We start from the raw sequence: 15,455 nt of genomic DNA on the forward strand, positions 1-15,455 counted from the left end.
TGGTATAATTATTGGGTAATTACTGTTTTTGTTTGCGATGGAGTACTAGTCAATATAACTATCATCGGAAATCAGGAATACAAAAAAGCCGTGAAAACTCACGGCTCTGTTTGCTTTGATAGGAATACTATTTATTGCTTGAAAAATTTCAAATTCGAAATACTATCCTTTGTAAATATTTTAATTATGTATTGTCCTTTCGGCAAATCGTTTACGTCCAGAGATTTATTCTTAACAACAACGGAGCTTAAGATTCTTCCGGAAACATCAAATATTTCGGTTTTGATGATTTCTTTGTCAGATCTGATGTATAATAGATCTTTTACAGGATTAGGATAAATGCTGATTTCTGTTTTATTATTTTTAATTTCAGAAATGCCTAATGTACTTTCAACTGTTGTGGTGTATGTATTTGTAATAATAGGTGCATTATAATCAAAGTAGATTTTCGCAGTATTGCTGAAACTATCACCGCCCGTTAAAGTAGATTTTGTTTTGATCTTAAATGAGACATATCCATCATTATTCGCGTCATTAAAAGGTAACTGGATATTCTCAAAGATGAATTCAACAACATTCGGATTTGTTACTCTTGTTACAAAATTGTGACTACCGTTTAATGGGATTAAAGAAGAAATGTCAAATTTAGAAATATCAAATTCATCCTTTACAACGATATTTTTTGCATTGGCTGTTCCTGTATTTTCAAACCGGATCAGATAATGAACATAGTCTCCAACCTGAGTTTGCGCGATGGAAGTCCCTTCAAGGCAGGTTTTATCATTAGGATCAAAAGAATTAACTACCGTTTGGTTGAGCGCAAAATTATTATCTGCAGGCGTTTCATCCGTTGCTCCGATGATTTGTGCCGCATAATGTAAAATATCACCACCGTTTAAAGGTGGAGTTTGTGTTGGCGTATTTAATTTAACAGTGACTGTAATTTCTTTGGTTTCAAACGGAAGAAGGTTCGTGAAATTCCAGTTTACAGCTCCGGTTGATTGTGAGGAAGGGGGGATTGTAGCACTCTTATAAAGCATTAGATTATTATTGAAATTAAATGCAATATTTCCGGATTGTGAAGCCGTTCCTTTGTTTTTGTAAACAATTTTATACTGTGCATCAAATCCGGGAGCAGCATCCGTTACAGGAATGAGCATGAGTTCAAGATCATTATGAGTTCCATTAGCAGAAATACAGAAGTCTTGAGCTACAGGACTTGTTTGTGTGGGAAAATTAACGGTTAAGTTAGTTGGAGAGACATTGAAATAGGCCGGATTTTCAAGGATGGGTGTAATGGTATGAGTTCCAGTCAGTAAAGGAATAGAAAATAATCCATTTTGATTGGCTGTAAAAGTACTTAAAACTCCTCCTGTATTAATTCCAAATTTTAGGTTGGCGAATTTGGGGTCAGATACATCACAACCATTATTATTACTATCGAAATTTGCTTTTCCTTCTACTTTATAATTGCTTCCTGCCGGAGTTAATGTACAGTAAGATGTGAAAACAGTATTGGCAAGATTAGGCTGTAAACTCTGTAGTTGAGTCCTTTCATTATCATCATCTACACAAATATTTTTAAAAGATCCCGTATCCATAACCAGCATATTGGGATTTCCATTCTTTAAATTAATATAATCAAGAGTGGCGGGAGTATTATAAGTGCTTGATTTAAAATATAACTTTTCTAATTGTGGAGCTTCAGATAAATCAATTTTTCTCAAATTATAACCATTATTACTTACATCTACCATTTTTAGGGCAGGTACATTTGAAAAAGTGATGTTATAAGCAGTACTTAGAAGGTTAGAATTGGAGGTGAAGCTCTCCAAAGCAGGAAGATTAGCGATTGCAAGGTTAGTAAATTTGTTACCGCTTACATGTAAGGTGTTAAGCTGAGGAAGATCAGATAATTGAAGAGTCTTTAAATTATTTTGAAGATGTAATGTTTTTAATTGAGGGAAATTATTAAAGCTAAGCGCATTCAGTGTGCCATACAGGTAAACCGCATGTTGTAAAGAAAGATTTTCCAATGTGGTATTGATATTCCCAAGGTCTAAGGTATTCAGATAGAAGAAATCCTTTAGCGTAATATTTTTAATGTGTGGAAGATTATTAAAAGCCAAGTTTTTTAAGTAAGAATAACCAGATTGAGGATATTCTATGTTTACATCTTCAAGCAACGGAAGATTCTGAAATGTATAAGATTCTGCAAACAAAGTTCTTTTAATTGTGATCTTTTTTAAGCCAGGTAAATTGTTTAGCGTAAGTGGGAAAACATTGGCGTTATTCAATACAAGATTTTCAAGGGATGGCAGATTTGAAAAATTATAGGCTGCTGGTACTTCACTGGTTGTCAGATCATGGATATCTCCGGTTATAAAGGTTTTTAAGTTGGGTAGATTATTAAAACTAAGAGCACTTACTACAGGATGCATAAGTGTAATATTCTGCAAATTGGGAAAATCATTAAATGCTAAAAGATTAACCGGATTTGTTGGCAATTTATCTGTAGTGTCCAGTAAAAAATCCTGTAAATATGGAAGAGCTCCCATGGTGATGGATGAGTATTCTGTTCCATAAAGTTTGAGATCTTTTAATGTGTTTAATGAATTGATATTGATTGTTTTAAGAAATCTGTCTTTAATGTAAATGTATTCTAGCTGTGGAAGTCCCGATATGTTGACAACAGAAGTAGCGGGATCACAACTAACAGCATTGATCTGTAGTATTTTCAGTAGATTCAGATTGGCCAGATTGATCGAGCTGTAACTGATATCATCAATTTTTAATTTTTTCAATGAACCAATTGTGCTGAAATCAAAATCTAAGCATCCATCCATTGGGTGATAGGTACTTAAAGCTAAAGTGTCTAAAACAGGAAGATTATTAAAATGAACCTCAGTAGCTTCAGTATCTATTTTATAAGATAGGTTACCGACACTTGTTAAATTCTCAAAGTAATATTTTTTAGCCCGCACAGACGTGCGGTCTATAGTACTGCTGTTTGAAGTACCATTTTCATGGAATTCATCAACAAGCAAGTTTAAACCCGATGGAATGATAGCAGGATTGATATTTTTGACAGATATTTTACTGACTCCTGTCACACTTGCATAAGTTAGAGCAGGAAGATTGCTTAGGTTTAAACCATTAGCAGGCTTTATTCCATATCCCGATATGGTTTTAAGATTGGGAAAATTATCTATGGTAAAAGAGGTTGGAGTATAGTCGATACCATTAAAACTACTATAGAAGTAAAGTTCCTGTAACTGTGTGATAGGGCGAAGAACGAAGTCTGTTGTTGCAGTCTTATAGATCTTTAATGTGGTAATGGGATTACCGTCTGCATAAAAATCTGTCAGAGCGGGGTATTCTAAAGTCGTGAATCCTGCAATATGATTGTTTCTGATATCTACATAGGCTAAATTATCCGTATTACCGGGGAAATAAATAGCAGATAAATTGTTATTAGCCGTATTTACATAAACAGGATTAGAGATCGTAACTGAGGTAAGCTGATTGTTCTGACATTCTAGTCTCTGTAGGCTGGCTATACCGGCTAAATTCAATGCTGAACTTAAAGAATTTCCCTGGCATTTTAAAGTGATCAGATTCGTAAAAGATCCTATGTTGTTCAGATTGGAAATACTGCTGTTACTGATATCCAGGTAGCTGATTTGAGCAGCCTCACTTACGCTGATTTCATTATCCTGGTTGGCATCTGCAGCAAAAAAGTTACCTGCCAGGTTTTTTGCAATTTGATTTCCCGGACCTGAACTAAGTAATTTATTTTTGAAATTTTGATCAGTGAATGAGATGTTTTGTGCCTGAACAATAGAAAACAAAGTCATCACAATGACTAAGTAGAGTTTTTTCATGGAATAGTTTATTTAATTTTTTTAGTTTTAATAATGTGCAAAAATAAACCATTAAGACATTATCTTAATGGTTTATGTAATAATTATTTAAAATATTTTATTGTTTCTCAATCAAATCAAGAAACTGCTGCTCATCCAGAATTTCAATAGTCCCGATGTCCTGAGCTTTTTTCAGTTTGCTTCCTGCTTTTTCACCTACCACCAGATAGTTGAGGTTTTTGGAAACGGCAGAAATATTTTTTCCTCCGTGTTTTTCCACCATTTCCTCTGCAGATTCTCTTGTGAACAGAGATAATTTTCCGGTGAAAAGGAACGTTTTCCCGTCCAGAACATTGGATAAAACTTCATTGGTACTTTCTCCTTTCTCAAGTTGAACTCCGTAAGATTTCAGTCTTTCGATCATTAAAATGTTTTCCTGATTATTAAAGAAATCAGCAATACTTATCGCTATTTTAACCCCGATATCTTCTACCTGGCAAAGTTCTTCAACGGTGGCATTCTTTAATTCGTCAATGGTAGGGAAGTTTTTCACCAGTTTTTTGGCAACCGTTTCCCCTACATGCTTGATTCCGATTCCATACAGCACCTTTTCAAACGGAATATCTTTTGATTTTTCAATTCCCGAGATGATATTCTGAGCAGATTTCTCTGCCATTCTTTCCAGCGGAAGAAGTTGTTCTTTCGTTAAAACATAGAAATCAGCCGGGTTTTCAATTAATCGTTCTCTGTATAATTGTTCAATCGTTTCACTTCCCAGGTTTTCAATATTCAAAGCCTTTCTAGAAACATAATGAATCATTCTTCCCACTACCTGTGGCGGGCAATGAAGCTCATTCGGACAAAAATGGATGGCCTGATCTTCAATCTTTACAAGTTCTGTTCCGCATTCAGGACAATGTTTGATGTATTCTATTTCCTTGCTTTCGTCCGTTCTTTTATCAGTGTTTACTCCTACAATTTTCGGAATAATTTCACCTCCTTTTTCTACATACACAAAATCATGTTCATGCAGATCCAGTTTTTTAATGATATCCTCATTATGAAGAGAAGCTCTTTTTACAATGGTTCCCGCCAGTAAAACAGGCTTCAGGTTAGCTACGGGAGTAATTGCTCCCGTTCTTCCCACCTGATAAGAAACACTTTGCAATTCTGTTTCTACTTTTTCAGCTTTAAACTTATAGGCCATTGCCCAACGTGGAGATTTGGCAGTATATCCAAGCTGTCTTTGCTGTTGTAAAGAATTAACTTTTAAAACAATACCATCAATTTCAAAAGGAAGGTTATGACGTTCGGTGTCCCAGAATGTAATAAATTCTTTCACCTCATCCAGGGTGGTGCATAATTTGGCCTGCTGAGAAGTCTTGAAACCCCAGCTTTGAGCTTTCTGAAGCAGTTCCCAATGAGTTTCGGCAGGCACTTCATCCGAAATAAACTGGTACAATACAGAAGATAATCCACGCTTTCTTACCTCGCCACTATCCTGCATTTTTAAACTTCCACTTGCCGTATTTCTTGGATTCATAAACGGATCAAGACCTTCTTCCTCACGAAGTTTATTAAGTTTGTCAAAGTTTTTTCTCGTCAGATAGATCTCACCACGCATAAAGAATTGAGAAGGGAAATCACCTTTCAAAGTCAAAGGAATATCCGAAATCGTACGAACATTAGGGGTAATTTCATCTCCCTGGAAACCATCTCCACGAGTCACCGCCTGCGTAAGCTTTCCGTTTTCATAAAGTATAGAAATGGAAGCTCCGTCATATTTCAGTTCGGCCACAAATTCTACAGGATCGTTGATGGTTTTAATGATTCTTTTCTCCCAATCTTCAAGATCGTCAAAATCATAGGAATTATCCAGAGAATACATCCTGAATTTATGTTGGATAGTCGGGAAAACCTTCGTAATTCCTCCACCTACGCGTACCGTAGGAGAGTTTTCATCATAAAATTCCGGATGTTTGGCTTCCAGATCACGAAGCTCCTCCAATAGCATATCAAAGTCATAATCAGATATGGAAGGAGTATCCAGAAGATAATAATTTTCGTTATGTTGATGAAGCTCTTTACGGAGCTCTTCTATTCTTTGTTGAATGTTTTCAGACATTGCTTTTGTATCTTTTGAGCAAAAATAAATAAAGTAAATGTGAATCCGACATGAAAATGCTAAAACACTAAAAATGCACAAAGGATTTTTAGGCTTCCGGAATATTTTTGTTTACAAGACAATTGTATTAAGTATAATATAGCATCTTTTCTCAGCTGAGTGTTAACGCCCTTGCGAACGTATAGATCATTATAAATAAACTTGATCTTAGCAAACTTAGCATTTAAATAATTTTCTTGTTGTATTAAAATTTTACATTCACGCCCTTGCTGAGTGTCAACACCTTTGCGAACGTATAAATTATTATAAGTACATGTTACTTAGCGAACATAGCGTTTAAAATAATTCAACTTAAAAAATAAAAAATTTAAACCGTATGGGAAAGTTAAAAACATGTAACATACGTCAACAGGCTGGTTATACAACGGATATAAAATGTGTTTATAATAATTTAACATATCGTTTCAGTTTAATTAAAAAAATGTTAAAATTCCCTTAAACACCTACCTTTTAAAGTCAAAATACCTTTGCACATCTAATTTGTGTAAATGAGAAAAGTAAAGATTGTACTGGGATTATTGTTTTTAGGGCTTGGAACGATGGCGTATGCACAGACCACGCAGGCTTCTATTGTAGGGAAAGTAACCGGACTGGGTAGTACCGCTCAGGAAAAAGTGAAAGTGACCATCGTAAACGAATCCACAGGGTTCAGAACGGAAACGGAAACCAATTCAAAAGGAGAATATATCTTTAAAGAAATTCCTCTTGGTGGCCCTTATACCGTGATTGTGAACGACGACAAAAAAGAAGGCTACAGTGTGAACTTCGGAGACCAGGTTACAGTAAACATGGATCTTGGTGGAGAAAAGCATATTGAAGAAGTAAAGATCACAGGAAACCTGAAAAATAAAATCGGAAACCTTGGAGCTGCTACAGCCATTTCTGCAAAAAACATCAGTATGCTTCCGGTAAACGGAAGAAACTTTACGAATCTAACTGAATTGTCCCCTTTAAGCGGTAAGGGAGGAAACCTTTCGGGGCAGCTTGGCTCTTCAACCAACTTTACGATTGATGGGATGACCGCAAAAAATCCTACCTCAGCAGGGGCTACGACCAGCCGAAGTGGAGCTCCGTTCTCAATTTCTATTGAAGCCGTTCGTGAATTTAAAATTACGACCAACCAATATGATGTAACGCTGGGAAGAAGTGGAGGAGGAACGGTAAGTGCCGTTACCAAATCCGGAACCAATAAATTTTCCGGAAGCGCATGGGAGTATTTAAGAACAAACTGGCTGTCCAGCCCGTATGATATTAAAGGAACCAAAAGACAAAATGATTTCTCAACCTCTCAGTTTGGATTTTCATTGGGAGGGCCTATCATCAAAAATAAATTGCACTTTTTCGTAGCATGGGATCATCAGCTTGATTCAAGACCATTGCTGATTGCAGATATCGGATCAAAAGAAGATGAACTAAGATTGAATACCACCACTCAGACCCTTAATAAATTTCTGGATGTGGCCAGGTCAAAATATGGAGTAGGAAATACGCCTCAGTTCGGAAGCTTTGATAAGGTAAGAAATTCTGATGCTGCTTTTTTACGTTTAGACTGGCAGATCAATGAAAAGCATTTATTAACATTAAGAAATAACTTCACCCACGATCTTAACAAAAACGGATTGGGTGATAATACCAGCATCAACTTCTTTGAGTCTTACGGAAATGATAAGAATCTTGACAACAGTTTATTACTGACGTTGAGGTCAAACCTTAAGCCTAATCTGACCAATGAGTTGAAAGCCCAGTATCTGTACACATTCCAGAACAGTTATCAGAATGATGAGCTCGGCGGGCCTGTACCGAGAGCTGTTGTAGAAAATATCCTGTCTCCGGGCGTAGGATCTACCAATATCCAGATCGGAGGTCACCGTTTTGCGCAGGAAAGCTTTAGAAACAATGTATTCCAGATCGTAGATAACTTGTACTACAACACCGATAAAGTAAAATATACCTTCGGAGCAGATCTGATGTATACCACTTCAAAATCGGTCTACGGAAGTGAAGTGAACGGAAGATTTTACTTCAGGGAAGATGGCAAAAATAACCCAAGCAATCTTTACAATTTTGAAAACCTTAAACCTTACAGATTCTACAGGGAAGTCCCTTTAGTTGATGATCCTTCCGTGAGATCCAATATCTGGAATATCGGTGTTTACGGACAATTTCAGACAAAAATTGCAAAAGGTCTTGATGTAATGGCCGGCTTAAGATTGGATTATGGCGGTTATCCAAAGGCAGAATTTAACCAAAAGCTGTATGACGAAATGGGAATCAGAACGGATAACAAAATCAAGTCATTCGTGATCCAGCCCAGATTCCAGTTTGATTGGAATATTAACGAAGAGAATAAAGATTTCTTAAAGTTTGGAGCCGGAATATTCTCGTCTGATATCAATAATTATATGATCATCAATAACCTGGTATTTGACGGAAAACACCTTGCAACAGTAGATGTGACGGGCAATGATGTTCCTGTTCCGGACTTCAATAGCTATAGAAATAATTACAGCACAGTTCCTACATTGGCTGATAAACAGATTCCAACCATTAACTACACAGGTGAAGATGCTAAAATACCAATCGTTTACAAAGCGAATATTTCCTACACCCACTTCTTCAATGAAAGATTCAGAGCAGGAATTGCAGCGTATATGGCACTGGGAAGAAACAATTACTATTACTATGACAGAAATATGAAGGCTAATCCAAATTTCACTCTAGGAAATGAGGGAGACAGGGGAGTATTTGTTCCGGCTGAATCGATAACAAGTGATGGTAAAGTAGACTGGAAAAAAGGAAGAATCAATAACAATTTCGGGAGAGTACTGGAGCTTGTAAGTGACGGTAAAGTAAATCAGTTCTCCTTTGTGATTGACACGAGCTACCGTTACTGGAAAGACGGGGAAATCACGGCAAGTTATACATGGTCCGATATTAAAGATAATACTTCTTACAATGGGAACGTAGCCAATTCAGCCACACTGTCTACCATGATTCAGAGTGATCCGAGAGATTTAAGAATGACCTATTCTGACAATCAGTTCCGTAATAAAGTAGTAATCTACGGTAACTCACCTACGATCGCAGGATTTACACTGGGAATAAGATATTCAGGGATAGGAGGAACCCGTTTCTCAATGACTTCAGGGGGAAATGTCAACGGAGATTTCGTAGATTCCAACGACCTGGCGTATATCTTCCCGAATATTGCACAATCTATTTTGGATGATCCGCAAGTAGGAAAAGCGTTGAAAGATTACGTAAACGAATACAATGGTAAAATAGCAGAACGTAACGGAGGTAAAAACGGCTTTTTTGGAGTGTGGGATGTGAGAATTGCAAAAAAGATTAAGTTTGATAAAATCGGTGCATTTGAACTTTCTGTAGATATATTCAACGTAGCCAACCTGTTGAACAAAAACTGGGGCGTTAACGAATCCTATGGAAACACTGCTTTGTATAGAATAAAGGGATTTAATCAGGCAACCAAACAGTTTGAATATGATAAAAATATCAGTGGTAATGGTTTAGTCCCTCTTACAGGGAATCCTTACCAGATCCAAATTGGAGCAAAATACAGTTTTTAACCAATTACAATGCCCTACAAAAGCAGGAATCTTCCTTTTTGTGGGGTATTTTTTATAATAAGTCTTAATGGCTATCGTTATAATACCTACCTTTATCAATAAGTTTTCGGACTTTTTTTAATTATCTAAATTATATTATGAAAAATTTTATCTTAGGGTTAGCAGTTTTAAGTACAGGATTAATGAAAGCACAAACCCAGATTATTGCCCATAGAGGATATTTCCAGGCTCAGCCTCCGACAACAGAAAACTCACTTAAATCTTTAGAAAATGCTCAGAAACTTAAAATTTACGGATCTGAGTTTGATGTGAGAATGACTAAAGACGGAATACTGGTAATCAACCATGATGAACATCACGGTAAAATGGAAATTTCCGAAACATCTTTCAAAGAATTAGAAGCTCAGAAATTATCAAATGGCGAGAAATTTCCAACATTAAAGGATTATTTAAAACAAGGAAAGAAAGACGCTTCCCTGAAGCTGATTGTTGAAATAAAACCGGCAAAAACTCCTGAACTGGAAAATGAGCTCACTCAGAAAACAATCAAAACCATTAAAGATATGAAACTGGAGTCTCAGACTGAGTTTATTTCTTTTAGTTTAAATATCTGTAAAGAAATCAAAAAAATAGCCCCAGCTTCTAAAGTTCAGTATCTGAACGGAGAGTTATCTCCTGAACAGATCAAAAAAGAAGGATTAGACGGAATGGATTATCATTACAGTGTTTTTCAGAAAAATCCAACATGGATTGCTGATGCTAAAACATTAGGACTGATTACCAACTCCTGGACGGTAAATGATGTTGCAGTATATGATGAGTTAAAAAAACAGGGAATTGGATTTATCACAACCAATATTCCGGATCAGCTGAAAAACAAATAACCCAAATCTTGCCTGGATTATCACAAATATCTCATTCAAAAGACTAGACATTCCCCGCCTCCGGAGGGGTGTCAAATCAAAGATTTGACGGGGTGGTTAATCTCCCCAAAAAATATAAGTAACATCCGCAATCTGCTTCTATAAGGAGCAGATTGCTTTTTTTTATCTAAATATGCTTCTACAACAGTATTTTCTTTTGATGATAGATGTTTTTGTAATGATAAACTGGGTTTAAATCATTGTATTTCAGGAATTTGTGTTTTTATTGTGGTATTATCCCAAGAGAAGACAATAAAGATACATAAATAAGCCCTGAAAATGGTATTAAAACTCCTTAATTCCTTAAATGGCTATCAATCAGTGTTGTGTCTGATCTTGTTAAGGAAAAATTAACAAATCATTCAATAAACATTTAAAAAATGTTAAAACCGTGTTAAAATCGTACTCATAATGTCGTTTTAATTTTGCGCAAACAAAAAGGATATGCATAAAGAGACACAAAAGCTACTGGTTTTGTCGTTGTTAGGATTAATCAGCGTCAACCTGGCAGCTCAACAGAAAGCTAAAAAAGACACTATTAAAGGACTTGACGAAGTAGTGGTAACTGCTTTGGGAATCAAAAGGCATGACAAGTCTTTGGGATATTCAACCCAGACCATCAATTCAGATGAAATTTTACAAACTCAGAACAATAACTGGGCACAATCTCTGGAAGGTAAAGTAGCAGGCTTAAAAATTCAGACTGCCGGAGCAGGACCTCTGGGAACAAGCCGTATTACGCTTCGTGGTGATATTTCGATGAATATGGGAAATAATGGTGCACTTATTGTTGTGGACGGCGTTCCTTTGAGTGATAAAAGAACCGGAACCGGAACAAGTGCCTATGGAGCAGGTTCTGGAGGAGATTTACCGATTGATTATGGAGATAGTTTCAATAGTATTAATCCTGATGATATTGAATCAGTCTCTATCCTTAAAGGGCCTTCTGCATCTGCATTATATGGTTCCAGAGGTTCCAGGGGAGCTATCATGATCACGACAAAGTCAGGGAAAACCAGAAAAGGGAAAATTCAGGTGACTTTAAACTCTTACTCAAGCTATGATACGGTATTAAAGTGGCCGGATTATCAATATGAATATGGGCAGGGAACTCAGCAGAAAGATAAAAACGGAAATTATTATTATTCCTACGGAGCCTCACCTGATGGGATAAATACAGGCTCTACCAGTAGCGCTTTCGGACCGAAGTTTGACGGTCAGTACTATTTCCAGTATGATCCTACCGTAGAAGGGCAAAGTAAAGAAAGACAACTTTGGAAACCTTATAAAAATAATATCAAAGACTTCTGGCAAACAGGAGCTACCTATTCAAACAGTATATCAATAGCTCATTCTAATGAAACTACAGCATTCAGAACCTCTGTTTCTTATTTGAAAAATGAGTGGATGATGCCGAATACGGGCTTTGACAGATTCAATGGGGCAATATCTTTAGACCATAAACTGAGCAACAAAGTAAAAATTGGGACTAAAGTTAATTTTAGTCAGACAACAAGTGATAATCTGCCTGCAACAGGATATAATAACCAGTCGATTTCATATTTCATGATCTTCCAGAATCCGAATGTGAGCCTTGATTGGTATAAACCTATCTGGAGAAAAGGCCAGGAACAGGTAGATCAGGTACATCCTTTCAGTTCCTATATCGATAACCCTTACCTGATTGCTTATGAAAACCTGAATGCAACCAATAAAAAAATCCTTACCGGAAATATTAATGTCAGCTACCAGTTTGCAAAAAACCTGGATGTCGCTTTCAAATCCGGAATGGAATGGAGCAACGAAATGCGTACCCAAAGAAGACCATGGAGTTCTGCTAATTACCTGAAAGGATATTACAGGGAACAGTACATCAGGTATATGGATCTAAATAATGATATTTTATTGACCTATAAAAATAAATTCGGAGATTTTGGGGTTACAGCTTCCGCCGGAGGAAGTATAAGATACTATGAATCTACCATGAGTGATTACAGAGCTATTGGACTTAATAAAGCCGGATTGTATCAGCTTTCGAATGCAACATCTTTAGACAACAGACTTCCGAAGCCCAATGACAATCAGGTGAACAGTGCCTATGCACTGGCTAACTTCAGTTATAAGGATATGGTTTTCCTGGATGTAACAGCCAGAAATGACTGGAGCAGTACTTTGCCACGTCACAACAGATCTTATTTTTACCCTTCTGTGTCATCATCGTTTGTTTTGTCCGATATCTTTAAGCTGAAATCAGATCAGTTCAATTTCTGGAAACTGAGGTTATCGTGGTCCAAGGTAGGAAATGATACCTACAATTATATGCTGGATAAATATTATGAAAATAGTACATTCTCAGGATCAGTAGAATCTCCGTTATTATATCCGAACCCCAACCTTAAACCGGAGATGATTACCAATATTGAAGGAGGGATGGATTTTACCATTTTAAAAAATAGATTAACCTTCAACTTTACAGCGTATCAGATCAACTCAAAAAATCAGTCCATTGTCATTCCTGTTTTATATGAAACAGGCTACAACAAAAGAATTATCAACTCAGGAGAATTAAGAAACCAGGGAATTGAATTGGTATTGAATGCTTATCCGATCAAGAATAAAGACTTCTCATGGAATGTTAATGCCAACTGGTCTATGAATAGAAATAAAATTCTTTCTCTTCCGGATGAATTCCAGGGACAGCCCTATACGATGGCAAGTGTTGGTGGAGTTGTTTACTATAATGCGGTAGTAGGCGGTTCCCTTGGAGATATGTACGGATATGGGTTGATGTATTCTCCGGATGGGCAGGTGATCTACGGAGCAGATGGATTAACAGCAAAACCGACAGAAATGAAAAAGATCGGAAATGCATATCCAAAATGGAGAGCAGGACTTCAGAATGAATTTAAATATAAAAACTTTACAGTAAGTTTCTCATTTGATGGTCAGTACAAAGGAATGGCCTATTCACAATCGCATCATAAAATGTCTGAACAGGGGAAACTTACTCATACTCTTGTAGGGAGAGATAATCCAGGAGGTTTGATTGTAGGACAAGGGGTGGTGCAGAATGCTGACGGAACTTTCTCTCCAAATACAAAAGGAATTCCTGTTGCTACCTACTATGGAGATTATTACAGAAGAGCCAATGTAGAAACCAATTCATTTGACACTTCTTTCATTAAGCTGAGAGATGCCAGAATCTCTTATTCTTTCCCAAAATCAGTGACTGAATCCTTAAAAATGACTGACATCACATTGGCTTTATTCGGAAGAAATCTTTGGATGTGGACCAGGTTTCCATTATTTGATCCCGAAGCGGCTACCCTTGATGATTCTACCATTACTCCCGGTGTGGAAATAGGGCAATTACCTACGGCCAGAACAGTGGGAATACAGTTAAATGTTAAATTTTAAAATCAGAAAAATGAAAAAGCTAATCTATATTTGTTCATTTCTTGCTCTTGTAAGTAGCACTGTATCGTGTGACAGGAGTCTTGAAGAAATCAATAAAGATACAAGTAGAATTAATGAGCCGGTGGCCAGTTCCTTATTAGTTCCGATTCAATATAACATGGCTTCGGTAGGGTACAACAGAGCCAATGACTTTACTTTCGATATCATGCAGGTTTCTTTGGATTTTCCCAACGAAGGAAACTCTCTGAGCCGTTATTATATCACAGAAAATACCGGAGCCGGATTCTGGAATAATTCCTACAGATGGTTGAAACAGGTTGATGATCTTAAAAAAGCAGCAATTTCCGAAGGGGATAAAAATTATCAGGCGATTTCAATGGTTTTAAATGCCTGGATTTATTCTAATCTTACCGATACATACGGAGATATTCCGTTTTCTCAGGCATCACAATTGGATAATGGTATTCTGCAACCGAAATTTGATAAACAAAAAGATATTTACGTAAGTCTGTTAGATGATTTGAAAGCAGCCAATACTCTTTTTGTTACCAATAAAACTCTGGTTGGTGGAGATTTGTTTTATAAAGCGGATACCGACGTCAATGGAATTGTCAATTGGAAAAAATTCTGTAATTCTCTTTCTTTAAGACTTCTGACAAGAATTTTAAGCAGAGATGGAGAAGTTAACGTAAAAGAAAGAATTCAGGAAATTGCCAACAATCCAACTGTATATCCTATTTTCCAAAGTAATGCGGATGCAGCCAAACTGGATATTTCAGGAGTTTCACCATTAATGCCTCCTATTGCCAGACCACAGGATTTTACCACAGGAAGGGCCGCATCTGATTTCTTTTTACAAGCTTTAAAAGCGAATAATGACCCGCGTATCCCTCTGTTTTTTACTCAGGCAAAAGATCTTAATAACGCAAATATAGGATATGTAGGAGCACCCTCAGGATATCCTTTTGGAAGTGTTTTTAATTATCAGCCATCCAATCTAAACCAAAACCTGGCAAAAGCACCTCTGAAGATTTTTGTATATCCTTATGCTGAACTTCAGTTTACTTTGGCAGAATTAGCGCTTAATGGAATTATTACCGGAAGTGCAAAGACATTCTATGAAAACGGAGTGAAAGCATCTATTGAACAATGGGGGGTGACAGTGCCTGCCAATTACTTTGATAATCCTAAGGTAGCTTATGAGTCTGATATTAAAAAAATCATGCTTCAGAAATACATTGCTCTTTTCTTCGTAGATCAACAGCAATGGTTTGAAAAGCGAAGAACAGGTTTTCCGGTTCTTCCGAACAATGGTGGCCTGTTGAATAATGGTGATCTTCCTCAAAGATTAATGTATCCTCCAAACCCTAAAGTATTAAATACAACGAATTATCAGGCTGCTGTTCAGCAAATGGGTGGAGATAATATTAACGTGAAAATGTGGTGGAATAAATAATTATAACGAATAAAAAATAAAGAA

The 15,455-nt window shown here is 36.6% G+C and carries 6 protein-coding genes; 4 read left to right on the forward strand and 2 right to left on the reverse strand.

What is annotated here, in order from left to right:
• Positions 1-131: 131 nt before the first annotated feature.
• Together C1631_RS12090 and ligA are read right to left on the reverse strand one after the other, a co-directional pair.
• On the reverse strand, positions 132-3,884 hold the full coding sequence (locus tag C1631_RS12090) for a DUF7619 domain-containing protein (RefSeq protein WP_109712404.1): 3,753 nt from the start codon (positions 3,882-3,884) through the stop codon (positions 132-134).
• Between the two features lie 97 nt (positions 3,885-3,981).
• Positions 3,982-5,988: an NAD-dependent DNA ligase LigA gene (gene ligA, locus C1631_RS12095; protein WP_109712406.1), complete on the reverse strand. Its 2,007-nt coding sequence runs from the start codon at positions 5,986-5,988 to the stop codon at positions 3,982-3,984.
• 548 nt (positions 5,989-6,536) lie between these two features.
• Between ligA and C1631_RS12100 the strand changes: the two genes are divergently transcribed.
• From C1631_RS12100 to C1631_RS12115, 4 genes are all read left to right on the forward strand, one after another.
• Complete coding sequence (locus C1631_RS12100) at positions 6,537-9,635, forward strand: TonB-dependent receptor (protein ID WP_109712408.1); 3,099 nt, start codon at positions 6,537-6,539, stop codon at positions 9,633-9,635.
• A 137-nt stretch (positions 9,636-9,772) separates the two neighbouring features.
• Positions 9,773-10,519, forward strand: coding sequence for a glycerophosphodiester phosphodiesterase family protein (locus C1631_RS12105; RefSeq protein ID WP_109712410.1), 747 nt, complete (start codon positions 9,773-9,775; stop codon positions 10,517-10,519).
• Between the two features lie 483 nt (positions 10,520-11,002).
• Positions 11,003-13,975 (forward strand): SusC/RagA family TonB-linked outer membrane protein, encoded by a 2,973-nt coding sequence (locus C1631_RS12110; protein ID WP_103248665.1) that lies wholly within the window; start codon positions 11,003-11,005, stop codon positions 13,973-13,975.
• 10 nt (positions 13,976-13,985) lie between these two features.
• Positions 13,986-15,431 carry a SusD/RagB family nutrient-binding outer membrane lipoprotein gene (locus C1631_RS12115; RefSeq protein WP_109713294.1) on the forward strand — a complete coding sequence of 482 codons (1,446 nt, stop codon included), beginning with the start codon at positions 13,986-13,988 and terminating at the stop codon, positions 15,429-15,431.
• Positions 15,432-15,455: the final 24 nt, after the last annotated feature.

The organism is Chryseobacterium phosphatilyticum (genome assembly GCF_002899825.2).
Taxonomy (GTDB): domain Bacteria; phylum Bacteroidota; class Bacteroidia; order Flavobacteriales; family Weeksellaceae; genus Chryseobacterium; species Chryseobacterium phosphatilyticum.